The organism is Haloarcula amylolytica JCM 13557 (genome assembly GCF_000336615.1).
In the GTDB taxonomy this organism is placed as follows: domain Archaea; phylum Halobacteriota; class Halobacteria; order Halobacteriales; family Haloarculaceae; genus Haloarcula; species Haloarcula amylolytica.
This window is the reverse complement of the sequence record NZ_AOLW01000007.1, coordinates 68,129-89,981: the sequence shown is the minus strand read 5'-3', so window position 1 is coordinate 89,981 and position 21,853 is coordinate 68,129. Positions and strand designations below refer to the sequence as shown.

The window sequence follows — 21,853 nt, the reverse complement described above, 5'->3', positions numbered from 1 at the left end:
AGTCACTGTTTTCGACCAGTTATAGAGTCCCTACGGCCATCCGCTACGTTTGCGAGTGCGCGAGCAGCGCGGTCCGTAAAAAACCACTCGCGGGCGCTCAGCGGCTCGGCAGTTTACTCGCGGGCGCTCAGCAGCTCGGCAGTGAGCTCCCCGGCGTCAGCGAGGTGGGCGACGGTTGCCAGCCGGAGCGCGTGGGGCCAGCCGAGCGGCGTGCCACAGTCCGGCGTCCCGTCGTCGAACAGTTGCTCGGGAAGGTAGCCGCTGGACTGGACGAGCGAGCCGCCGGGAAGGATCTCGTCCAGCAGGTCCCGGGAGCGGCCGTAGGCCGCCGTCGCTCGGCTGTCGTCGGCGTCACGCAGGAGCGCACCCAGCTGGGCGGCACTGTTTGCGCCCCACGCCGTCGAGACGGTCCAGACTTTCTCGCGGTCCTGCGAGCCGCGCCGCCAGTCGTCGCCCTCGAAGCGGATGAGACCCCGGATGTCGCCGGTGTCCCGTTCCAGCCCGTCGAGTGTCGTCTCGACGTGGGTACAGAGCCGGTCGCGGGTCTCCGCCGGCAGGTCGATGGCCTCTGCAGCGACACGACAGGCCGCAGGGAGAGCCAGCGTCGCGGAGTCCAGTCGGTCGTCGATGGCTCCGTCGTGTTCGCGAAGGGCGTAGCGGTCACCGGTCCACAGCGCATCAAGGGCTGACAGCACTGTTTCGGCCTGTGACCGGGCGTGGTCCCGGAGCGCGGCGGAGACCGGTGCGCGGGCGACGGCCGCGTAGGCGTGCAGGAAGGTCGCAGCGGTGTGCGTGAACCGACCCTGCATGTTCTCCCAGGCGTTCTGGCAGGCGATGGGGAGGCCGTCGTCGGCCAGCGTGTCGTCGATGCTCTCGACGGCGCGCCCGAGCGTGGCTTCGATGCACTCCGGATTCGCCGGCTCGCCGGTTCGAAGGTACGTCGCGAGGAAGGTGGTGACGCTCGCGGTCTGGTCGGCCTGGTAGTCCGCGTCCGAACCGCTCTCGAGCCGAGCGTTCGCCCAGCCCGGCGCGAGCGTCTCGTCGCCGGGCCAGACCCGGTGGGGCCAGCTACCGTCCGGTTGCTGGGTGCGACAGTAGAACGCGGCGGAGCGCCGGTGCCACGACTCGAGGCCGAGGTCGAACGTCCCGTCAGCTTCGAGCAGGAACGCCGAAATCTCGGCGTCGTCGCGGAACCATGTGTACCCGTACCCGCCGGAGGTGACGTAGTACGGGTCGAAGTCCGGCGCGGCGATTCTGGCCCCGTTCGCGGCCGAAAGCAGCGAGAGGACGCGAAGGTCGGCCACGACGCTCTCGCGGTTCGGCGTGTCCGCGGGCACGCTCCATCGCCGCTGTGCCTGGCCCGCTTCGAGTAGCGTCTCCGAGGTGTAATGGTCGCTCACCAGCCGGTCGATGGTCGACAGCGCCGCGTCACGGCCGATATCGTTCGTGTCCGTCAGCAGCGTGGTCAGCGTGACGCCCCCGTCGACGAACGGCGCGGACAGCAGGACACCACCAGTCAGCGTCGTGTCCTCGTACCGTCGTTCCCCTGTCGCTCGGGGGAACGAGACCGGCTCACTGTCGACGAGTTCGGGGAACCGCTCGGGAATCTGGCCCTGAACGGCGTCGAGTTCGGTAGAGACGCCGACGAAGTCGTGTTCGGAGCGATGGTAGGCCTCGACGGTGTTTCCGTGCATCAGCAGGCTCTGTCGGCCGTCCCGCCCGTCAGGTGCGAAATCGACGAACGCCCAAAGCGACACGTCGGCGGGTGCGTCGCCGCGAAGTTCGAACCGGGTGACATGAGCCTGCTCGATAGTGCAGTCCGTCTGGACGACGGCCCAGTCGCCGCAGTCGTGGATGGTCTCGACGACGCCGGCGTCACCGCGATACCGCTGGTCGGCGTCGGCGCTGAACCACGTCGTCGAACCCGTGTCGATGCCGAACCGAGAGCGGTCGATCCCCGTGAGCCCACACAGCGGATAGGAGTAGTCCCGCAGCGAGCCATCGCTGTCGACGTGCACCAACCGGCTGTCGAGTCCGGAGAAAGTGCCCGTCGTAGAGCGGAACTCGCCCGGGAACTGGTGGCGGCGGTCCCGGGTCCGCTTGAAGTCGTTAAGTGCCGTCCGGAGCGTCATTGGTGAGAGACACCACTGCGGGGGATATAAAATATGGTGTAATAGTTTTTCATTCTTGTGAGCGCGGTGTGGGCCAGTCGACGATACGGCCCATTGGGCGGCTTCGGGGGCGTTGGCGGGCCACACAGCACCGAAACACAGTTATCCGCCGCCGGTACCAGATGTGAACAGATGGACGATTCGACTCTCAGGGACAGGCTGGGGCAACTGGGCCTGTCGGAGAAGGAAGTCGACACGTACCTGTCGATTCTCGGCAGCGGCGAGGCCACGGCCAGCGAAATCGCCGACGACACCGGCGTCTCAAAACGGTACGTCTACAGCATCAGTGAATCGCTCGAAGACCGGGGGTTCATCGAGGTCAACGACCACGTCGTGCCCACGACGATACGCGCCCGGCCGCCCGAGGAAGTCATCGACGCCCTGACCGACCGGCTCGAAGAGATGAGTGGGGCGCTCGATTCCCGATACTCGGCGAGTGCGCGGGAACCACAGCAGTTCGACGTCATCAAGTCCCGGGTGACAGTCATCAAGCGGCTCACGGAGTACATCAGAAACGCGGAACGGGAGATCATGCTGTCGGTTCCCCAGCAGTACCTCCCGGAGATCTCGGAGGAACTGGTCGCGGCCGTCGACCGCGGCGTCCTCGTGATGCTGGTCGTCAGCAGCGCCGACGGCCTGGAGCCGGACGACGTGCGCGGGCTGGCCTCCGTGGTCCGGTCCTGGAACCAGCCGATGCCGATTATGCTCACCGTCGACGCCCAGTTCGGCCTCGTCTCCCCAGCGGAGATGGTGACACGCACCAACTCCGACCAGCGCGCTATCGCCTTCGTCCAGCAACAGCTCGTCCCCGTGCTGTCGGGGTCGTTCCTCGGGAACTACTGGCTGATGGCCACCGAGGAGACCGTCACCGACCCGGCCCCGCTCCCCGCCACCTACCACGACTTCCGCCACGCCGTCCTCCAGGCGACGCTCCATCTGCGCGCCGGGCACGACATCCACGTCTCCGCAGAAGTACGAGCGGTACAGGCCGACGACGACACCACCACCATCGAGGGGACCGTCGTCGAGACGAAACAGGGCGTCGCCGAGCCACAGACCAACTCCTACCCCATCGAACACACGCTAGTCGTCGATATCGGCGACCGGACTGTCTCGCTGGGCGGCTCCGGGTCGTTCATCGAGGACTACGAAACCGACGAAGTCACGCTCTCGCTGGCCGAGTGAAGAGAGCAGTCCGACAGCGGAGGCAAAACAGCCGTTCAGTTGCGCTGGCTCGGGTCCGGCCAGCGATAGATGACGTACGTTTCCGACTCCGGTTCGTCCACGGGAGCCCAGACGAGTCGAAGCGTCGCGTCGCTCAGGTCCAGAGATTCCCCAGTCGTGATACCGGAGAACTGTCCACGATGGATCGTGATTTCTGTCCCCGACGTAATCCGCGTCGAGGCCTGTGCCTGTATCGGGTCGGTGTCAAGCGTCACGTCGCTGCCGTCGGAACTCCTAGCACCGGAGACGACGACAGTGAGGTTGTCCCGGTAGACGGTTTCGCCGCTTTCGAAGCTGAGATTCAGATACTCCCCATTGCCGGTAGTCCGCTCGCTGTAGTCGGCCACGATAGCGACCTGCGGTGCCTGCGTGGGTCGCTGCTCGCTGAAGCCGAGCGCGAACACACCGATGGTGGCAGCGAGAATTGCAGCAATTCCGACGAGGATAACGACGCCAATGACTGGGCTCACGGCCCGACTTCGCCCGTCTACCCGACTCATTGAACACAGGTGAGAACTGGGTATATAAAAGGAACAGCGTCGACTCAGCGTTCGATATCCGGCCGCGAAACGGCCCGGTTACGCCGTCGGAAGTAGCGTTTCGGGGAGGTCGCCCGGCAGTTCGTCGCGGTCGTGGTCGGCCTCGAAATCGGGGTCGGGCCCCATCGGGACGATGCGCTTCGGGCTCACGTCGGGGTGGGTGGTGTAGTAGTGCTCCGTGATGTGGTCCATGTTCACCGTCTCGGCGACGCCGGGGAGCTGGTAGAGGTCCCGGAGGTACGGCCAGAGGTTGTCGTACTCGCGGATGAGCTTGTGGTTGCACATGAAGTGGGTGTGGTACACTTCGTCGAAGCGCACGAGCGTCGTGAACATACAGATGTCCGCCTCGGTCAGGCGGTCGCCGGCGAGGAAGCGCTGGTCTTCGAGCACGCTGTCCCAGTGGTCCAGGGCGTCGAACAGCTCCGCGACGGCCTCGTCGTAGGCCGACTGGCTGTTCGCGAAGCCACAGCGGTAGACGCCGTTGTTGATGGGCTCGTAGATGTCGTCGATGATCCGGTCGGCCTCGTCCTGATAGCCTTCGGGGTAGAGGTCGACGTCGTTGTCGGCCACGTCGTCGAACTCAGTGTCGAGCATCCTGAGGATTTCCTCGGACTCGTTGTTGACGATTGTCTCCTCCTGTTTGTCCCAGAGCACCGGGACCGTCACGCGGCAGGTCGCGTCGGGGTCGGCCGCGACGTAGACCTCGCGGAGGTAGTCCGATCCGTTGACCGTATCCGGCGTGCAGCCGTCCTTGTCGGGCGTGAACTGCCAGCCGTCCTCACCGCGGAACGGGTCGACGTAGTCGACGGTGATGGCGTCTTCGAGTCCCAGCAGTTTCCGGGCGACCAGAATCCGGTGGGCCCACGGACAGGCGCGGCAGGCGTACAGGTGATACCGGCCCGCCTCGGGCTGGAACCGCGCGTCGGGGTCGTCCTCGACCCGGTCTCGGAAGGTGGTGTCCTGCCGGTCGAAAGCCCCGTCCTCGTCTGTCGTTTCGTACGCGTCAGTCCGCCACTCGCCGTCGACGAGCATATTCATGGTAACAGTCGTACGCGCGCGAGTGGTAAAAGAGCGCGGTGACAGCGGTGTTACCGGTCCAACACCGATGTTCCCGACGCTACCGAGAGCAGGGACTCCAGCAACGACAGCAACGGTCAGTCCGGGGCCGCTGGCGGTCGCGGGCCGGTGTATGGGACACCACGGCACGCCGCCGGGCGGGTTCGAAGCCCTTATTGGGCCGCTCGGCGACGTATTCTCCAAGAGTACCTATGTCGGACAAACCCGCCTCAATGTACCGGGACATCGACAAGCCCGCGTACACCCGACGCGAATACATCACAGGCATTCCCGGGTCGAAGATCGCACAGCACAAGATGGGCCGCAAGCAGAAGGACGCCGACGACTACCCAGTCCAGATCAGCCTCATCGTCGAGGAGACCGTCCAGCTCCGTCACGGCTCGCTGGAGGCTTCCCGCCTGTCGGCCAACCGCCACATGATCAAGGAGCTCGGCGAAGAGGGCGACTACAAGATGACCCTCCGGAAGTTCCCCCACCAGGTCCTGCGCGAGAACAAGCAGGCGACCGGTGCCGGGGCCGACCGTGTCTCCGACGGGATGCGCGCCGCCTTCGGGAAGATCGTCGGCACCGCCGCCCGCGTCCAGGCCGGCGAACAGTTGTTCACCGCCTACTGCAACGTCGAAGACGCGGAACACGTCAAGGAAGCGTTCCGCCGCGCCTACAACAAGATCACGCCCTCTTGCCGCATCAAGGTCGAACGCGGCGAAGAGAAGCTGATCGCGTAAATCGGTCAACAACGTCTTCTGACCGTTCGCAGAACACGGCGAAGACCTGCTGGTCGCGTAAGTCAAGCAGTGTTCGCTCGCCGTTCGCAGGGCGAGACGTCCGCAACTCGTCCCCTTTGCCTCGTTCTCCGTGCCGCTCCGGAGAATACTGAGTCGTATCTCAATCGCGAACCCATACACTCGGGGCGTGCGTCTTGGCCTATGGTACCAGCACCCATAATGTTCTTGCACCCGTTCCGCGTACCACCAGTATGGTACTCCGAGTCATACTCCTGGCCCTTGGCGTCATCGAACTGCTCCGCCCCCAGAAGGTCGTTGACTTCTGGATGGGGCTCGCGGCGACGAACGGTGACGAGATAGACCTGCGCCCGTGGGTGTACAGCGCCGCCCGCGTCGAGGGTGTCCTCCTCGTACTGTGGGCGCTCCGGCGAGGGCGCGGCGGCAAGTGAGCTATACGGTGGCTCACCGCGCCACGCGGACCGGGGCTGACTGCAGTTGCTCCGCTACGCCTCGTCGGACAGTCGGACCGTCAACACCGGCACGTCCGCCGTCCGAACAACCTTCTCGGTGACGCTCCCCAGTAGAAACCGGTCCAGGCCGCTCCGGCCGTGGGTTCCCATGACGATCATATCGACGCCCGCAGTCTCGGCGTAGTCGAGGATCTCCTCGTAGGGATCACCCATTCGGCGCTCGGCGACGACAGCCGTGCCGTGGTCAGCGATATCGTCGACCGTCTCGTCGACGACCTGCTCGGTCTGTTCCTGCAGCGATTCGATGGTCGTCGCTTCTGCTGCGGCGCTTCCGAGATAGGTCGAGTCGACGACAGAGAGAACGTGAATCGTCGAGTTGTGCGTCTCTGCCAGTTCGAGCGCGTGTGCAAGCGCTTCGTCTGCGCCGTCACTGCCGTCCGTCGGGAAGAGAATGTCGTCGTACACGCGTGGTCTATTATTCCCGGACATACTTAGCGCTTATCTGTCATTTCCGCCAATAGTTGCGTATTCATCCATTATACGCCGCAATTCTGTGGCTAGCGAGAATAGGCACGCGACGCGCAGCAGAGTCCGGTCATCGTGTGCCGAGAGCGGCTGCGAGCGTGTTTTATCCCTCCACGACAACTGCAAGCTATGCACAGGCTGGCCGTCGCCACGAACGCCGAGACCTTCGAGCGGATGCAGGGGCCGCTGGCGGCCCGTGACATCGAGGTGGGCCACGTCAAGACAGCCGAGCGGACGCTGGCGCTCGACGAGAGACCCTTCGGTGAGTACGACGTGGGCTTCGTCTACCCCTCCCGAATCATGGAGGGAGCGGTCGCCGACGCCATGCTGGACGTGCCGTGGGTCAACGACCGCGAGGCCATCCTCCGCTCGCGGAACAAGGCCGACGTGCTGGCGCGTCTCGGCCGTGCGGACGTCCCCGTTCCCGAGACCGTCGTCGTGTCGAACCCGGCGAGCGAGGCCGAACTGACGGCGGCCTTTGAGCGATTCGACCCACCCGTGGTCGTGAAGCCGAACTCGACGACCCGCGGCGTCGGCGTGGCCAAGGCCCACGATCTGGATTCGTTTCTCGGCATCGTCGACTACCTCGATCTGGTCCACGACTACCGCGCGGTCGGCGACCAGTCGTTTCTCGTTCAGGAGTACGTCGCCGACGCCGCCGACTACCGCGTGATGGTCGTCGACGGCGAGTACGTCGGCGCGGTGGAGCGCCGCCTCTCCGAAGCGAGCCGCGAGCAGGGCCGGTGGAAACACAACGTCCACCGCGGGGCCGAAGCCGAAGGGCAGGAACTGCCAGCGGCGCTACGGGAACTGGCCGAAGACGCGGCCGACGAACTGGAGATTCCGTACCTCGGCGTCGACCTGCTGGTGACCGAGGACCGCGCAGTGGTCAACGAGACGAACGCCCGGCCGACCATCGACTCGGCGACGAAGTACGAGGACGGCTTCTGGGACGATCTGGCGGCGTTGATACGGCAAACGGCTGAACAGTAGCAGTGCAAGCGTGCTGTTGCTGGCACGCAGAAAACCAGAACCGTGTATTGGGCGCGCTACAGTTCGATGTCGGCGGAGTCCTCTTCGGGGTCGAAGGTGACTTCGAGGATGCCGTTGTTGTACGTCGCGGCGGCTGAGTGTTCGTCGACGCGGGTCGGCAGGGTCAGTCGTTCGTGGTACTCGCGCTCCGGACTTTCGGCGTTGATCGTGAGGACAGTGCCGTCGCACTTGAGGTCGATTGCGTCCTTGTCGACGCCCGGAACGTCGGCGACGACCCGGATCTCCTCGTCGGTTTCGTGAACGTCGACGTGGAGGTCGGCCCCACCGCCACCGGTGTCCCGGTCGATGTGGACGTCGCCTTCGGCCCCCATCATCTCGTCCATCATCCGCTCTATTTCCCGGAAGAACTCGTCGAACGGGTCGTCACTGTCATCGCGTCTCATTCCTATAGACCAGTACGTCCGTCCGTTTCAAAAGCCTTCGGACGAATATAGTACCTGTTACCAGACGCCGTCGAGCGGGTACTCTCACACGAACGGTCACCTTCACTATTAATCATTCGCACTCGAACGCGCATAAACAAACACAAATTTACAACAAATCCGAAAACACTTTACACTGACCGACTGCCTCTCTAGACACCAATGAGTGAGCCAGTCCGCGTCGGCCTCAACGGCTTCGGCCGTATCGGCCGCAACGTATTCCGCGCATCGTTACACAACGACAACGTCGAAGTCGTCGGTATCAACGATGTGATGGATGACTCTGAGATCGACTACTTCGCCCAGTACGACACCGTCATGGGCGAACTCGAAGGGGCCAGCGTCGACGACGGCGTCCTCACGGTCGAGGGGACCGACTTCGAAGCAGGCATCTTCCACGAAACAGATCCCACACAGCTCCCGTGGGACGACCTCGATGTCGACGTGGCCTTCGAGGCGACCGGCATCTTCCGCACCAAGGAGGACGCGAGCCAGCACCTCGACGCCGGGGCCGACAAGGTCCTCATCTCCGCGCCGCCGAAGGGCGACGAGCCGGTCAAACAGCTCGTTTACGGCGTCAACCACGACGAGTACGACGGCGAAGACGTCGTCTCGAACGCCTCCTGTACGACCAACTCCATCACACCGGTCGCGAAGGTCCTCGACGAGGAGTTCGGCATCAACGCCGGCCAGCTGACGACGGTCCACGCCTACACCGGCTCGCAGAACCTGATGGACGGCCCGAACGGCAAGCCCCGCCGTCGCCGCGCGGCCGCCGAGAACATCATCCCGACCTCGACCGGTGCCGCGCAGGCGACCACCGAGGTCCTGCCCGAGCTTGAAGGCAAACTCGACGGGATGGCCATCCGTGTCCCGGTGCCGAACGGCTCCATCACCGAGTTCGTCGTCGACCTCGACGACGACGTGACGGAGAGCGACGTCAACGCCGCCTTCGAGGAGGCCGCTGCCGGCGAACTCGAAGGCGTGCTCGGCGTCACGAGCGACGACGTCGTCTCCTCGGACATCCTCGGGGACCCGTACTCCACGCAGGTCGACCTGCAGTCGACGAACGTCGTCTCCGGGATGACGAAGATCCTCACCTGGTACGACAACGAGTACGGCTTCTCGAACCGGATGCTCGACGTGGCCGAGTACATCACGGAGTAGTCGTCGCCCGGCCGTTTTATTCAGGAACTGGTCAAAATAGAAGGAAAGTTTATCACGATTGTTCGCAAAATATCTTGGTACACACAGAGTGTGAATCAGTTCCACACAACTGGTCGGCTCTGTGTGTCGGCGCAGTCAGCCGTATCCGCAGTCGACAGCCCGTGACCCACAGTTGGGTACAGCGGACGAGGGACCACCACTCACTCCCACCCCATCCCTTCTCTCCCTTTCCGAGTCAGTAGCCGAGGCAGAAGGCGTAGTGACGGTATGGCTCGGCCGGGCGAACCGGCCGCTATCGGACTCGGAAACCGTTAAGCGGTCGGCAGGTTTCCTCCCGAGTGATGACCTTCCAGACGCTCGACGACCTCGACGACGGACAGCGCGTCCTCGTTCGACTCGATCTCAACTCACCGGTGGAGGACGGCACAGTACAGGACAATCGACGGTTCGACCGCCACGCGGAGACGATCAGCGAACTGGTCGACCGCGGGTTCGAGATCGCGGTGCTGGCTCACCAGGGCCGCCCGGGTCGCGACGATTTCGTCTCACTCGAGCAACATGCCGACATCCTCGCGGAACACATCGACCACGACGTGGACTTCGTCGACGAGACCTATGGGCCGCAGGCGATTCACGACATCGCGGCTCTCGACGGCGGCGACGTACTCGTTCTGGAGAACACGCGGATGTGCGACGACGAACTGCCCGAGGAGGACCCCGAAATCAAGTCACAGACGGAGTTCGTCCAGACGCTGGCCGGGGAGTTCGACGCCTACATCAACGACGCCTACTCGGCGGCCCACCGCTCACACGCCTCACTGGTGGGCTTCCCGCTAGTCATGGACGCCTACGCCGGCCGCGTGATGGAAACCGAGTACGAGGCCAACACCGCCATCGCCGAGAAGGAGTTCGACGGGCAGGTGACGATGGTCGTCGGCGGGACGAAGGCCACCGACGTCATCGACGTCATGACCCACCTCGACGAGAAGGTCGACGACTTCCTGCTGGGCGGCATCGCCGGGGAACTGTTCCTCCGGGCCGCTGGCTACCCGGTCGGCTACGACATCGACGACGCGAACCTCTACGACGAGCAGTGGGAGCAAAACAGCGAGAAGATCGAGTCCATGCTCGAAGACCACCGCGACCAGATCACGCTCGCGGTCGACCTGGCCTACGAGGACGAGAACGGCGACCGCGCCGAGCAGGCTGTCGACGATATCGAGGAGAAAAGCGTCTCCTACCTCGACGTCGGCAGCGAGACCGTCATGGAGTACTCGCCGATCATCCGCGACTCCGAGGCCGTCTTCGTGAAGGGCGCGCTGGGGATGTTCGAGGACGAGCGGTTCTCTGTCGGCACCGCAGGCGTGCTCGAAGCCATCGCCGACACCGACTGCTTCTCCGTCGTCGGCGGCGGCGACACCTCACGAGCTATCGAGATGTACGGGATGGAAGAAGACGAATTCGGCCACGTCTCTATCGCGGGCGGGGCCTACATCCGGGCGCTGACCGGCGCGGAACTGGTCGGCGTCGAAGCGCTACAGCGTTAACTGCGGCCTTTCGTCTCCGCGTGTCGCAGGTCCCAGTCCTCGATTAGTTCGTCAGGCACCTCGACGATTCGCCCGGTTTCGGTCGGTTCCGTCCGTGCGTGACGGCCAGTCCAGTCGTGGTCAGCGTCGGGCGTAGCTGCCATACACCGCGCTACCAGCGGCGAGAATAAATTCCTTCCGCCAGGATGTTGTAAGTAATTACTCGGTTCCGAGTCTATATTGCGTCTCCGGGAAGCGAAGTGCTTTCCGCCAGCCGTGCTGTATCTGGGGTATGTTCACCGGAATCGTCGAGACGACCGGCGAGGTGCAGGCGGTTATTGACGACGAGGGCGGGCGTCGGATGCGGATCGGCGCGCCGTTCGAGGGACTCGACCACGGGCAGTCGATCAGCGTCAGCGGCGTCTGTCTCACCGTCGAGAAGGCGGCCGACGGCGAGTGGTTTGAGGTGTTTCTCGCCCGGGAAACCCTCGCTCGGACGTTCTTCGACGACCTTTCGGGCGGCGACCAGGTGAACCTCGAACGGGCGATGCCCGCGGACGGCCGGTTCGACGGCCACATCGTCCAGGGCCACGTCGACACGACGACCGAGATTGTCGGTATCGAACAGGAAGGCGAGGACTGGACGTTCACCTTCTCCCTGCCCGAGGCCCACCGGGACTATCTGGTTCAGAAAGGGTCGATAACGGTCGACGGCATCAGCCTGACCGTCGCCGACCGTCGCTCCGAGGAGTTCGACGTGGCGATCATCCCGACGACGTACGCCGAGACGACGCTGTCGGAGAAATCAGTCGGCGACCCGGTGCATCTGGAGGTCGACGTGGTCGCGAAATACGTCGAACAGTTGGTCTAGGGGTCGAACTCGGTCTGTTCCGGGCGAAGCGCAGTCTCGTCCGGGTCCTCGTGAGCGCGCTTGTACGCCTGCCGGTAGGCGTGAACTTTCTTCAGCAACAGCAGGCCGAAAATCGAGTCGTACACGATGACAAAGCCGAAGAAGGCGACGAGGAAGTCGACGTTATATATCGTGGCCGCGATAGCTGTGACCGGGCCGGCCAGCGTGTTGTAGACGGCGTGGATGAGCGAAGCGATGAGCAGTCCCTTCAGCACGATTGGGCCGGCGTCGTCAGGGTTGAACTTCGCCAGACCGAGGTAGTAGCCGGCGAAGGCCGAGTAGATGACGTGACCCGGCCCCGCGAGCGCTCTGATCGCGGTGATGTCGCTGCTCGCGGCGAGTAACTCGACCGTCCCGGTAGCCATCTCGGCGTTCTGTGTGATGTACAGCGCGTTTTCGATAGTCGCAAAGCCGAGACCGGCGACAGCGCCGTACACCGCACCGTCGACGACGGCGTCGAAGCGGTTGTCGCGGAAGGCGTACAGGCGTACCGCCAGCAGTTTCACCGTCTCCTCGACAGGACCGACGATGAGGAAGAAGACGAACACCTGGCCGAGGAACGGCACGAGCCCGAACCCGGAGCCGATAGCCTGTATCGGCGCACCGAAGATGCCGTTGAGCACGCCCGCAAAGCCGGCGAACAGCACACCGAGGAGGAACGTCCCCACGAGCAGCGTCAGCGGCTCCTGGGTGGTCACGTCGGCGTAGTAGATGTAGGCCGCGAGTCCGAGCGCCGGCACGGCAGAGAGGATGGCCATCCCGGCAAACAGCGGCTGGTCGCTGAGCGCGCCGAGGCTCCCGAACGCGACCTGCAGGAGGAGGATCAGAATGGCTGCAAGGATGACCAGATACCGCAGCGTCCGTATTCCGATGTGGTAGAGCCAGTGGGCGAACCGGTCCAGCCTCGACCGGGGCTCCCAAGTCGATATCTCATAGAGGTCTGCCGACCCGTCCGCGTTTACCTCGACCGGGTCCTGCCGTCGCTTTCCCATGTGCCACGTCTACAGGCCGCCTCACCTAACCGTTTGGTTCGACTATATCCGAAGGGACACTGAACGGCGTCGTAGACGACGCCGGAGGAGCCAGAGACGGCCCTGCTACCGGATCTTTGCAGAGGAGACGAGAGGCTTTTCGCACAGGCTCACTAACGGTGACGTATGACGCTACGTGCGGGTGTACTCGCTGTTCAGGGCGATGTCTCTGAACACGGAGACGCGATCAGGCGGGCGGCAGCGGCCCACGACCAGACGGCGGAGGTCGTCGAGATACGCGAGTCCGGGGTCGTCCCCGACTGCGATGTGCTGTTGCTACCGGGCGGGGAATCGACCACGATATCGCGGCTCATCCACCGGGAGGGCATCGCCGACGAAATCCAGTCCCACGTCGAAGCCGGCAAGCCGGTGCTGGCGACGTGTGCCGGGCTCATCGTCAGCGCGAGCGACGCACAGGACGACCGCGTCGACACGCTGAACGTCATCGACGTCTCCGTCGAGCGCAACGCGTTCGGGCGACAGAAGGACAGCTTCGAGGCCCCACTGGCGGTCGAGGGTCTCGACGACCCGTTCCCGGCGGTGTTCATCCGCGCACCGGTCATCGACTACGTCGGCACGGACGTCGAAGTGCTGGCGACGTGGGACGACCACCCAGTCGCGGTCCGTGAGGGACCGGTCGTCGGCACGTCGTTCCACCCCGAACTGACCGAGGACCCGCGCATCCACGACCTGGCCTTTTTCGACTCGGTGGAGTCGTAGCGACGGCCTGAAGGCCCCGCTGACCGAACGGCGGCTATGAGCGACGACACCGGTGACGTTATCGACGAACTGTTCGCTGTCATCGAGGACCGCAAGGCGAACCTTCCCGAGGACTCCTACACGGCGTCGCTGTTCACCCACGAAAAGGGCGAGAACGCCGTGCTGGAGAAGCTGGGCGAGGAGACGACGGAGCTAATTCTGGCGGCCAAAGACGACGATACCGATGAGCTCGCCCACGAATCGGCCGATATCGTCTATCACCTGCTCGTCCTGTTGTCGATGAAGGACATGGACGTCGACGATTTGCGGGCGGAGTTGGCCAAGCGGCGGTGAGACGATCCGTCACCAGGTGAGAGGCCGCGACAGATTGACACGGACACAGTTCCTATCAGGGGTATGGGCCATGTGGCGTCGGGCGTTACAGTCCTCTGTGTCGATGACGAACCGTCGTACGCAGACCTGATCGCGACACATCTCGAACGCAACGACGAGGCGATCGACGCCACCGGGGTCACGAGCGCTACGGACGGACTGTCATATCTGGACGAGCACGACGTGGACTGCATCGTCAGCGACTACGACATGCCCGGCATCGACGGGCTGGAGTTTCTGGAGGCGGTCCGCGCCAGAGACCCGGATATGCCGTTCCTGTTATTTACCAGTCAGGGGAGCGAGTCACTCGCAAGCGAGGCAGTCTCGGCCGGTGTCACTGACTATATTCAAAAAAGACATGGGTCCCAGCAGTACGCCGTGCTCGCGGAACGAGTCCGAAACGCAGTCGAACGAGTCAGAGCGAAAGCAACGGCCGATACCGCACAGGAGCGGACGAAACGGATTCTCGACGTGACGAGCGATGCGGTCCTCGTCAGCGTGACCGACACCGTCGTGTATGCGAACCCGGCGGCGGTGGGGTTTTTCGGCGCAGCAGACAGCGACGACCTCTGTGACCGGCCACTGACCGACCTCGTCGAACCGACAACGGACGGCGGGACCGAGACCGTTGAACGCGTCGTCGAGAACGGCCAGACGGCCGGCCAAGTCAGCCGGACGATACGGACCCTCTCTGGCAACAGAGTGCAGGCCAGCGTCACGGCGTGTGACGTGACCTGGGACGGCGAAGACGGCACAGTTTCGGTCATCAGCGACCGGGGCGATACGGACGAGCGCGAACAGCGGCTCGAAGCGCTGCACGAGGCCACCCGGCAATTGATGGCCGCAGAAGTCCGCAACAAAGTCGCCGGTATCGGGGTCAACGCCGCCGCCGAGATTATCGGACTCGACGCGAACGCCGTCCACCTCATCAACGACGATGGACAACTGGAACCCGTCGCCGCGACCGCGTCGCTCCGGCAGTTGGTCGGTGATATCCCGACATTCGAGCCGGGCGACAGCATCGCCTGGCGGGTGTACGAGCATGGCGAGGCGACCGCAGTGCCTGACGTGCGGTTGGAGGAAGACGTACAGAACCCCGAGACGCCGATACGCAGCGAACTGTATCTGCCACTGGGGGAGTACGGCATTCTCATCGCCGCATCGGCGACTATCGACGCGTTTGACGAAGCAGACATCGTCGCTGGACGCATCCTCGCGGCGAACATGGAGGCGGCCCTCGCCGCTGTCGAGCGCGACAAACAACTCCGTGACCGTGAGCAGGAACTATCGACGCAAAACGACCGTCTGGAACAGTTCGCGACAGTCGTCAGTCACGACCTTCGCAACCCCTTAAACGTCGCTATCGGCCGACTGGGTACGCTGAGAGAAGAGTGCGACGACGACAACATCGTTGCGATAGAGCAGGCGCTCGACCGGATGCAGGCGTTGATTGACGACCTGCTGTTGCTGGCCCGGACCGGCGACAGCGTCGCGGAGATGGAAACGGTGGCACTGGCGACGGCAGTCAAGGACTGCTGGGAGGTAGTCGATACCGACGGCGCGGCACTGGTGGTCGACACCGACCGCAAGATACAGGCGGACATGACGCGGCTCAAACAATTACTGGAGAACCTGATCCGAAACGCCGTAGAGCACAGCGCTACGGACAGTCGGATGCAGTCCGGCGGTACCGATAAACACGACGCTCCAGGCGTGACAGTGGCGATTAGCGAAATACCGGGCGGGTTCGCCGTCTCGGATGACGGCCCGGGCATCCCCGAAGCCGACCGGGAGAGGGTGTTCGAAAGCGGCTACTCGACGACGACTGACGGCACCGGGTTCGGACTCTCGATAATCTCACAGATCGCCACTGCTCACGGGTGGACGGTCACGCTCACCGAAAGTGAGAGCGGCGGCGCACGCTTCGAGTTTACAGGCGTCGACGTGGCATCGGAAGAATAGGGCGCTCAGTTGTCGTCTGCGTCGCGGGCTTCGCTCATGTGCTCCCAGATTTCGGTGCAGCCACAGCCATCCGCAACGTCCGCGAGATGCGCCCGCTCCGGATCGTCCGCTTTCGACTTGCTCATCGTCTCTGTCATGTAGTTACTGATAGTTACCGTAGTTGATAAGGGTTGTCTGCGGCGCGGTGGCAGCCCGCTCGCGGGCAGTCGTGCGCTGTATTCACTCGAATACAGTCCTACAGTAAAAATAGTCCAAAATATCTATGCTCGGAGCCTAGTCTGACCGTGGATTCTAACACGGAAAGTGCCGGTTCCGCCGGGCTGTGGCGACGAGCGGCGTCGAAATCGGACAGATCTATGCTGCCGTTCGTGGTCATTGTGGCCGGTGGGATCTTGATCCTGCTCGCGGTCGTTCAGGCGGTGCTGGCCTTTCGAGCCACCGGGTCGATACTGCTCGCGCTGCTCGACCTGCTGTTCATCGGCGGCCCGGGCGGCATGCTCATATACACGGGCTACTGGCTGCCACAGTCCGAGATCACTAAGCACCACTATCCGCGGATCATCGCGTGGGTGCTTGGCGGTATCGCCGTGATGTTCGGGTTCATCCTCCTGCGCGACCTCCATCCGGGCGTCACTGTCGAGTGGGCGAACGGGACCCAGGCCATCGCGCTGATGCTCGGCTCCATCGGTGGGCTAATAATCGGTATCGAGGAGACGAAGGCTACCATACGGACGAACCAGCTCGAAGCGTACACACAGCGGCTCGAAACCCAGGAGCAAGAACTCAAGCGACAGAACGAACAGTTAGAGCGGTTCGCCGGCGTCCTGTCACACGACCTCCGGAACCCGCTCAGCGTCGCGCGTGGCCGTCTCAAGCTGGCCCAGGCGGACCACGACAGCGAGCACCTCGACGCTATCGGGACCGCCCACGAGCGGATCGATACGCTCATCGAGGACCTGCTGACGCTCGCACAGCAGGGCGAGCAAATAAGCGACGTCGAACCCGTCGACATCGGGCCACTGAGTTCCGACTGCTGGGCGACTGTCGGGACTGGGAACGCAGCGCTCGAAACCGAAGCGATGCGGCCGATTATGGCTGACCAGGAGCGGCTGCGACAGCTCGTCGAGAACCTGTTTCGGAACAGTGTGGAGCATGGCTCCACGGGCAGTCGGACGGGGGCCGACGACATTGACGGCGGTGAGCCTGACCTGACGATTACGGTTGGAGAACTCGACGACGGGACCGGCTTCTACGTCGAGGACGACGGCCCCGGAATCCCCGAAATCGACCGGGAAACGGTGTTCGAGAGCGGCTACACGACAGGAGATGGCGGGACGGGGTTCGGACTTGCGATAGTCAAGGAGATCGCGGGAGCTCACGGCTGGCGTATCCGGGCGACAAGCAGTGAGAGCGGCGGCGCGCGGTTCGAAATAACTGGTGTCGAGTTCGCGCCCTGACCGGGTGACCGCGGTTATTCTTCGACTGGCGCGAACCGATGCCGGACGACCTCGCTGTCGTCGTCCCACTCAAAGCTGCCGTGGACTTTCTTCATCCGTTCTTTGTACGCGTCGAGGTCTTCCGACCCCTCACGCTGTGCGTCCTCGTCGGTCATGTCGCCCAGTGTCCGGTGTGTTACGTCTGTCACCGCGAACTCGGTGCCGTCGATCTCGAACGTGTCGCCCTCGTCGGCGTACTGGTGGCCGCGGTGCATCTGGGTGACCCGTCCCTCGGCGGCCATCTGCTGGACGTGGTCGTTGGGGAGAATCTCGCCGGCGTCAATCTGTGCCATACCGGAACTGCGGTCGGGACGCTCAAAAACGTGACTCGCAACAGTTTGGGGAGCGATTGAATGCGCTTTTACGCTCCGGACGTCAACGTGACCTATGAGCCATCCCTTCGAGGGTCTGCCGACGACGCCCACCGCCGAGGAGCTCGTGGACAAAGCCTTCTCGCGGGCGTCGCGCGCCGGCGGGGCCAAGGACGGGAACGAAGCCCAGCAGTCGATGCTGATGACGGCGTCGAACATCGCCTCCGACAACATGGAGAACGTGGTGACGGCGTGGCCGACGATCGACGATCTGGACCCCTTCTATATCGAACTCGCCGACGCGGTCATCGGCGAAGCCTACCCCGCAGACAACGACCCCGGTATCGACGCGCTGAAACAGCACCTCGCAGAGGTTTCGTGGGCCGCCGACAAGGTCGTCGAGATCCGCCAGGAGTACGAGAGCCGCGTCGCCCGCGGCGATATCGACACCGCCCGGAAGCTCCGCAAGCAGGCGTTCGCCCGTATCGCCGACGTGGTCGAGGAGGTCGAAGACAACCTCGCCGCCATCTCGACGGCGCACAACGCCCTCAAAGACATCCCCGACATCCGACCGGACGAGCCGGCCATCGTCGTCGCCGGCTACCCCAACGTCGGCAAGTCGTCGTTCGTCAACCGCGTCACGCGGGCCGACAACGAGATCGCCTCGTATCCGTTCACGACGACGCAGATCCGCGTCGGGCACTTCGAGGACCAGCGCATCCGCTATCAGCTCGTCGACACCCCCGGCCTGCTCGACCGGCCGCCGGAGGACCGCAATGAGATCGAATCACAGGCCGTGAGCGCGCTCGAACACCTCGCCGACGCCGTTCTCGTGTTCGTCGACCCCAGCGGCGAGTGTGGTTACCCGCTCGCGGACCAACTGGAACTGCGCAACGACATCGAAGCGCGCTTCGACGTGCCCGTACTGACGATTGCGAACAAGAGCGACCTCTCGACGGACGTCGAGGCCGACCACTATATGAGCGTCACCGAAGACGACAACGTCGACGGTGTCCTGCAGGCTGCTATCGACGCGGTGGGGTACGAGATCGAACTGCCGTTTGACGAATAGCGAGACGCCGACCAACGGGAGGCGTCTCGAACACTCCGAGCGGGGAGCGAAGCGACCCGCGAGGACTGCGGTCACCAACGGGAGGCGTCTCGAACACTCCGAGCGGGGAGCGAAGCGACCCGCGAGGACTGCGGTCACCAACGGGAGGCGTCTTGATCAATCCGAACAAGGAACCGCAGTGGCGAGTCAGAACGGCTTATTCTAGTTCGTACGAGACACTGACAGAGGCGTCGACAGTGACATCGCCGGGCTGGATGCTCGTCCGTCCGCCGGCATCACTGGCGGCCATCGCTTCCGCGTACACGACGGGGCGGCCGTGGTCGCTGGTCTGGACCGTGACGGCGTCACCGACGGACCGATCCTCCGCAGCGGCGACGACTTCGGCGTCCGTTCGGGCGTTGTCCATCGCGGTCGTCAGGGCTTCCTCGCGAGCGGCCTGTCGCGTCTCCTCGCTCAAGGAGTAGCGCACGCCCTCGACGCGGTCCGCGCCGGCGTCGACTGCGGCATCGATGAGTGTCCCGGCAGTCGAAACGTTGCTCGTCTCGGCTTCGACGGTGTGGATCGCCACGTAGCCGACCTGTTCGCGGCCCTCTCGACTCTCCTCGTACTCGGGGCGGACCTGGAACCGCGAGGAGGTCACGTTCGCGCCCTCGTCTTCCAGCGCCGACGTAATGGCGTCGGCGTCACCGCTGAGGTTGTTGCGCGCTGCTTCGGCAGTCTCACCGCGGCCCACGGCGGCGACGGTGACGGTTGCACGGTCGGGCGCGCGTTCGACGGTCGCGTCAGCGTTGACGCTCACGGTCGAATTCGTCGACGGCGCGACGGCCCCGGTGTCCGCGAGTGCGAACCCGACGCCGCCGGCGACGAGCAGTGCCAGCACACCAGCGATTGCGAGTGGTCGTGATACCATATCGTCTCCGACACACCCAGTGGTATTTACATCGTCGAACGCTCAAAGTCGGCTTTGAGCGTCAGCCGTTCCGTTCGACAGTGACGTAGCGAACTTCCGTCGCAACGTCTCGGCCGGCCGCGTCATCAGCCAGAGCATCCAGTTGGTCGACAAGCAGTGGCTGCTCCGCGTCCGGCGGCAGACCGACGGTGACGATGACGCGGCGCGGCTGTTGGAATATCGCAGTGTTGGTGTACTCGATTTCGACCGTCAGCACGCGAGCCGGCGGGTCGACGCTGCCCTGGATGGCGTCGCGGATGTCCGACTCCGTCGTCGCCTGCTGGTAGGAGTCGAAGGTGACGCCGCCCAGGAACGCCGACAGGACGAGTATCGACAGGACGAGGACGCCGATTCGTTTGACAGTCGCCGACCGTGCGTCGCTCTCCTGGAACCAGTGTTCCGGGCGGTAGCCCTGGTACCAGAGCCCGACGAGCACTGCGAGGTTGATCGAGAGGACGTTCACCAGCAGGAGCACGGCGGACCCGAGACTGACGAGCGGCTGGCCCCACGCGATACCGATGCCGACCGTGGCCGCCGGCGGGATAAGTGCGACGGCGATCATGACGCCGACCAGTGCCGTCGAGACGCCGCTGGTGAGGCTGACGACACCGGCCGCGCCAGCGCCGAGCGCGACGATCAGCGAGAGGAAGTCGGGGGCGACCCGCTCGCGTATCTGGCCGACCGTGGTCACGTCGGTGAGCGGCGGGATGACGTTGGCGTACCGGACCAGCAGGGCGAAAACAGTCGCGCTTGCTACGGCGAGTCCGAGCCCGACGGCCTGGAGTTTGACGCCCTGAATGAACATCTCGTGGTCGTCGACAACGGTGCCGACGTTGGCGGTCATCGCCGGGCCGATGAGCGGCGCGATGACCATCGAGCCGACGACGACGGCCGGGGAGTCGAGCAGGAGCCCGGCAGTCGCGATAATCGCGCTGATGATGGTCATGAGCGCGTAGTTCGACATCGAGGGAGCGAGGTCGTTTGCCTTCGAGGTGAGTTCCTCTCGCGCGATGCGGTCTTCGTCTTCCTCCTCGGCGTACGTCTCCTCTAGCTCGTCGAACTGACTGGAGATGACGGTGTTCGCGTCCACGACGACCGTATAGCCGTCGTCGTTGATACCGACGTCCCGCAGCTCTTCGAGGACTGGTTCGAGTGCGTTGGTCGGGACTGGAAAGGTGACGACAGCGGTGAACTCCCGCCCGCTCGTCTCGTCGGTGAGCACGTAGTCGATGCCCTCCTCGGCCAACACGCCCAGGACGGCGTCGCGCTTTCCGGTCGGAATCAGTATCTGTACCAGCCGCACGGCTCCGGGTGGGACCCGCGAGGGTAAAAAAGCGGCTAGTTAGCGGGTCCCGGGTGCAGAACTGGAGCGAGACGCGGCTATGAATCGCGAAACAGTCGGTCCTCGGGAAACGGACGCGCTTTTCCCCGCCGGCGGAGTACACGGGGTATGTTCGAATCACGACCGGACCGGGACGCCGAGGTGGTGCTCGTCGGTCGGTCAAACGTCGGGAAATCGACGTTGATGCGCGAGATAACGGGCCACACGTTCGACACGGGCCAGCGACCCGGTGTCACGCGTTCGCCCAACCACTTCGACTGGGCCAGCGCCGATTTCGTCATCAGTGACCTCCCCGGCTTCGGGTACATGAAAGGCGTCCCCGAAGACGTCCGCGAGGAAATCAAGACCGACGTGGTCCAGTACGTCGAGCGGAACGCCGAGAACATCCTCGTCGGCATCCTCGTCGTGGACGGCAAGTCGGTCATCGACATCATCGACCGCCACTCCGGCCCCGACGAGATCCCACACGACGTGGAGATGTTTCACTTCCTCCGAGAAGTGGGCGTCGAACCCGTCGTCGCCGTCAACAAGATGGACAAGGTCGACGACAAGGACGACCGCTTGAACGAACTCTGTGACCGACTCGGACTGCACCCGCCATGGCAACAGTGGCAGGAGACTATCGCGCCGATCAGCGCGAAGCGCGGCTCCGTCGAGCCGCTGAACGAGGCCGTCCGGCACCACCTTCACGAGGCCCAGCGGGACGACCTGTTTCAGTTCTTCTGATCCACCGGCTCTATGCAGCGGTTTCTGGGTTCGTGATCGGTCTGCAGTAGCTTCGAGCCGTAC

24 protein-coding genes are annotated in these 21,853 nt (G+C 64.0%); 13 read left to right on the top strand and 11 right to left on the bottom strand.

Annotation, left to right across the window (positions count from 1 at the left end; translation table 11 throughout):
• Positions 1 to 113 precede the first annotated feature (113 nt).
• Entirely contained in the window at positions 114 to 2,132 is a 2,019-nt protein-coding gene (locus tag C442_RS02670; RefSeq protein ID WP_008307623.1) for a glycoside hydrolase family 15 protein, read from the bottom strand.
• Positions 2,133 to 2,303: 171 nt separating this feature from the next.
• On the opposite strand from C442_RS02670, the gene C442_RS02665 reads away from it, so the two are divergent.
• Positions 2,304 to 3,356, top strand: a complete 1,053-nt coding sequence (locus tag C442_RS02665) for a TrmB family transcriptional regulator (RefSeq protein ID WP_008307622.1) — start codon at positions 2,304 to 2,306, stop codon at positions 3,354 to 3,356.
• A gap of 35 nt (positions 3,357 to 3,391) precedes the next feature.
• On the opposite strand, the gene C442_RS02660 is transcribed toward C442_RS02665, so the two are convergent.
• Both C442_RS02660 and C442_RS02655 read right to left on the bottom strand, forming a co-directional pair.
• Positions 3,392 to 3,865, bottom strand: a complete 474-nt coding sequence (locus tag C442_RS02660) for a type IV pilin (RefSeq protein ID WP_008307620.1) — start codon at positions 3,863 to 3,865, stop codon at positions 3,392 to 3,394.
• A 108-nt stretch (positions 3,866 to 3,973) separates the two neighbouring features.
• Positions 3,974 to 4,972 carry a glutathione S-transferase family protein gene (locus C442_RS02655; protein WP_008307618.1) on the bottom strand — a complete coding sequence of 333 codons (999 nt, stop codon included), beginning with the start codon at positions 4,970 to 4,972 and terminating at the stop codon, positions 3,974 to 3,976.
• Between the two features lie 230 nt (positions 4,973 to 5,202).
• Between C442_RS02655 and C442_RS02650 the strand changes: the two genes are divergently transcribed.
• Complete coding sequence (locus C442_RS02650; RefSeq protein WP_008307616.1) at positions 5,203 to 5,736, top strand: 50S ribosomal protein L16; 534 nt, start codon at positions 5,203 to 5,205, stop codon at positions 5,734 to 5,736.
• Between the two features lie 251 nt (positions 5,737 to 5,987).
• Positions 5,988 to 6,185, top strand: a complete 198-nt coding sequence (locus C442_RS02645; protein WP_008307614.1) for a hypothetical protein — start codon at positions 5,988 to 5,990, stop codon at positions 6,183 to 6,185.
• 54 nt (positions 6,186 to 6,239) lie between these two features.
• Here C442_RS02645 and C442_RS02640 read toward each other — a convergent pair whose 3' ends face one another.
• Positions 6,240 to 6,671 (bottom strand): universal stress protein, encoded by a 432-nt coding sequence (locus C442_RS02640; RefSeq protein ID WP_008307611.1) that lies wholly within the window; start codon positions 6,669 to 6,671, stop codon positions 6,240 to 6,242.
• A 189-nt stretch (positions 6,672 to 6,860) separates the two neighbouring features.
• Between C442_RS02640 and C442_RS02635 the strand changes: the two genes are divergently transcribed.
• Positions 6,861 to 7,724 (top strand): ATP-grasp domain-containing protein, encoded by an 864-nt coding sequence (locus C442_RS02635; protein ID WP_008307609.1) that lies wholly within the window; start codon positions 6,861 to 6,863, stop codon positions 7,722 to 7,724.
• 56 nt (positions 7,725 to 7,780) lie between these two features.
• Here the strand turns inward: C442_RS02635 and C442_RS02630 are convergent, their stop codons facing one another.
• On the bottom strand, positions 7,781 to 8,167 hold the full coding sequence (locus C442_RS02630) for an Hsp20/alpha crystallin family protein (protein ID WP_004590910.1): 387 nt from the start codon (positions 8,165 to 8,167) through the stop codon (positions 7,781 to 7,783).
• A gap of 201 nt (positions 8,168 to 8,368) precedes the next feature.
• Between C442_RS02630 and gap the strand changes: the two genes are divergently transcribed.
• Together gap and C442_RS02620 are read left to right on the top strand one after the other, a co-directional pair.
• Entirely contained in the window at positions 8,369 to 9,373 is a 1,005-nt protein-coding gene (gene gap / locus C442_RS02625) for a type I glyceraldehyde-3-phosphate dehydrogenase (protein WP_008307604.1), read from the top strand.
• A 341-nt stretch (positions 9,374 to 9,714) separates the two neighbouring features.
• Positions 9,715 to 10,920 (top strand): phosphoglycerate kinase, encoded by a 1,206-nt coding sequence (locus C442_RS02620; RefSeq protein ID WP_008307602.1) that lies wholly within the window; start codon positions 9,715 to 9,717, stop codon positions 10,918 to 10,920.
• Here the strand turns inward: C442_RS02620 and C442_RS22015 are convergent.
• On the bottom strand, positions 10,917 to 11,063 hold the full coding sequence (locus C442_RS22015) for a hypothetical protein (RefSeq protein ID WP_008307600.1): 147 nt from the start codon (positions 11,061 to 11,063) through the stop codon (positions 10,917 to 10,919). The genes C442_RS02620 and C442_RS22015 overlap by 4 nt on opposite strands.
• A gap of 128 nt (positions 11,064 to 11,191) precedes the next feature.
• On the opposite strand from C442_RS22015, the gene C442_RS02615 reads away from it, so the two are divergent.
• A complete protein-coding gene (locus C442_RS02615; RefSeq protein ID WP_008307599.1) occupies positions 11,192 to 11,770 on the top strand; it encodes a riboflavin synthase in 579 nt (192 codons plus the stop codon).
• Here the strand turns inward: C442_RS02615 and C442_RS02610 are convergent.
• On the bottom strand, positions 11,767 to 12,801 hold the full coding sequence (locus tag C442_RS02610; RefSeq protein ID WP_008307598.1) for a PrsW family intramembrane metalloprotease: 1,035 nt from the start codon (positions 12,799 to 12,801) through the stop codon (positions 11,767 to 11,769). The genes C442_RS02615 and C442_RS02610 overlap by 4 nt on opposite strands.
• 165 nt (positions 12,802 to 12,966) lie before the next feature.
• On the opposite strand from C442_RS02610, the gene pdxT reads away from it, so the two are divergent.
• The 3 genes from pdxT to C442_RS02595 all read left to right on the top strand — a co-directional run bounded on the left by pdxT (position 12,967) and on the right by C442_RS02595 (position 15,894).
• Positions 12,967 to 13,560: a pyridoxal 5'-phosphate synthase glutaminase subunit PdxT gene (gene pdxT, locus C442_RS02605; protein WP_008307597.1), complete on the top strand. Its 594-nt coding sequence runs from the start codon at positions 12,967 to 12,969 to the stop codon at positions 13,558 to 13,560.
• 36 nt (positions 13,561 to 13,596) lie between these two features.
• Entirely contained in the window at positions 13,597 to 13,893 is a 297-nt protein-coding gene (hisE, locus tag C442_RS02600) for a phosphoribosyl-ATP diphosphatase (protein WP_008307596.1), read from the top strand.
• A gap of 63 nt (positions 13,894 to 13,956) precedes the next feature.
• Positions 13,957 to 15,894, top strand: coding sequence for a response regulator (locus C442_RS02595; RefSeq protein WP_008307595.1), 1,938 nt, complete (start codon positions 13,957 to 13,959; stop codon positions 15,892 to 15,894).
• 5 nt (positions 15,895 to 15,899) lie between these two features.
• Here the strand turns inward: C442_RS02595 and C442_RS22825 are convergent, their stop codons facing one another.
• Positions 15,900 to 16,031 (bottom strand): hypothetical protein, encoded by a 132-nt coding sequence (locus tag C442_RS22825; RefSeq protein ID WP_275039403.1) that lies wholly within the window; start codon positions 16,029 to 16,031, stop codon positions 15,900 to 15,902.
• A 219-nt stretch (positions 16,032 to 16,250) separates the two neighbouring features.
• Here C442_RS22825 and C442_RS02590 point away from each other — a divergent pair, with 219 nt between their 5' ends.
• A complete protein-coding gene (locus C442_RS02590) occupies positions 16,251 to 17,351 on the top strand; it encodes a sensor histidine kinase (protein WP_008307591.1) in 1,101 nt (366 codons plus the stop codon).
• Between the two features lie 14 nt (positions 17,352 to 17,365).
• On the opposite strand, the gene C442_RS02585 is transcribed toward C442_RS02590, so the two are convergent.
• Positions 17,366 to 17,683 carry an ASCH domain-containing protein gene (locus C442_RS02585; RefSeq protein ID WP_008307590.1) on the bottom strand — a complete coding sequence of 106 codons (318 nt, stop codon included), beginning with the start codon at positions 17,681 to 17,683 and terminating at the stop codon, positions 17,366 to 17,368.
• A 94-nt stretch (positions 17,684 to 17,777) separates the two neighbouring features.
• On the opposite strand from C442_RS02585, the gene C442_RS02580 reads away from it, so the two are divergent.
• Positions 17,778 to 18,773, top strand: a complete 996-nt coding sequence (locus tag C442_RS02580; RefSeq protein ID WP_008307588.1) for an NOG1 family protein — start codon at positions 17,778 to 17,780, stop codon at positions 18,771 to 18,773.
• 196 nt (positions 18,774 to 18,969) lie between these two features.
• On the opposite strand, the gene C442_RS02575 is transcribed toward C442_RS02580, so the two are convergent.
• Together C442_RS02575 and C442_RS02570 are read right to left on the bottom strand one after the other, a co-directional pair.
• Entirely contained in the window at positions 18,970 to 19,683 is a 714-nt protein-coding gene (locus tag C442_RS02575) for an SIMPL domain-containing protein (RefSeq protein WP_008307586.1), read from the bottom strand.
• Positions 19,684 to 19,744: 61 nt separating this feature from the next.
• On the bottom strand, positions 19,745 to 21,025 hold the full coding sequence (locus C442_RS02570) for a TIGR00341 family protein (protein WP_008307584.1): 1,281 nt from the start codon (positions 21,023 to 21,025) through the stop codon (positions 19,745 to 19,747).
• Positions 21,026 to 21,172: 147 nt separating this feature from the next.
• Between C442_RS02570 and engB the strand changes: the two genes are divergently transcribed.
• On the top strand, positions 21,173 to 21,790 hold the full coding sequence (gene engB / locus C442_RS02565; RefSeq protein WP_008307583.1) for a GTP-binding protein EngB: 618 nt from the start codon (positions 21,173 to 21,175) through the stop codon (positions 21,788 to 21,790).
• The last annotated feature ends 63 nt before the right edge of the window (positions 21,791 to 21,853 follow it).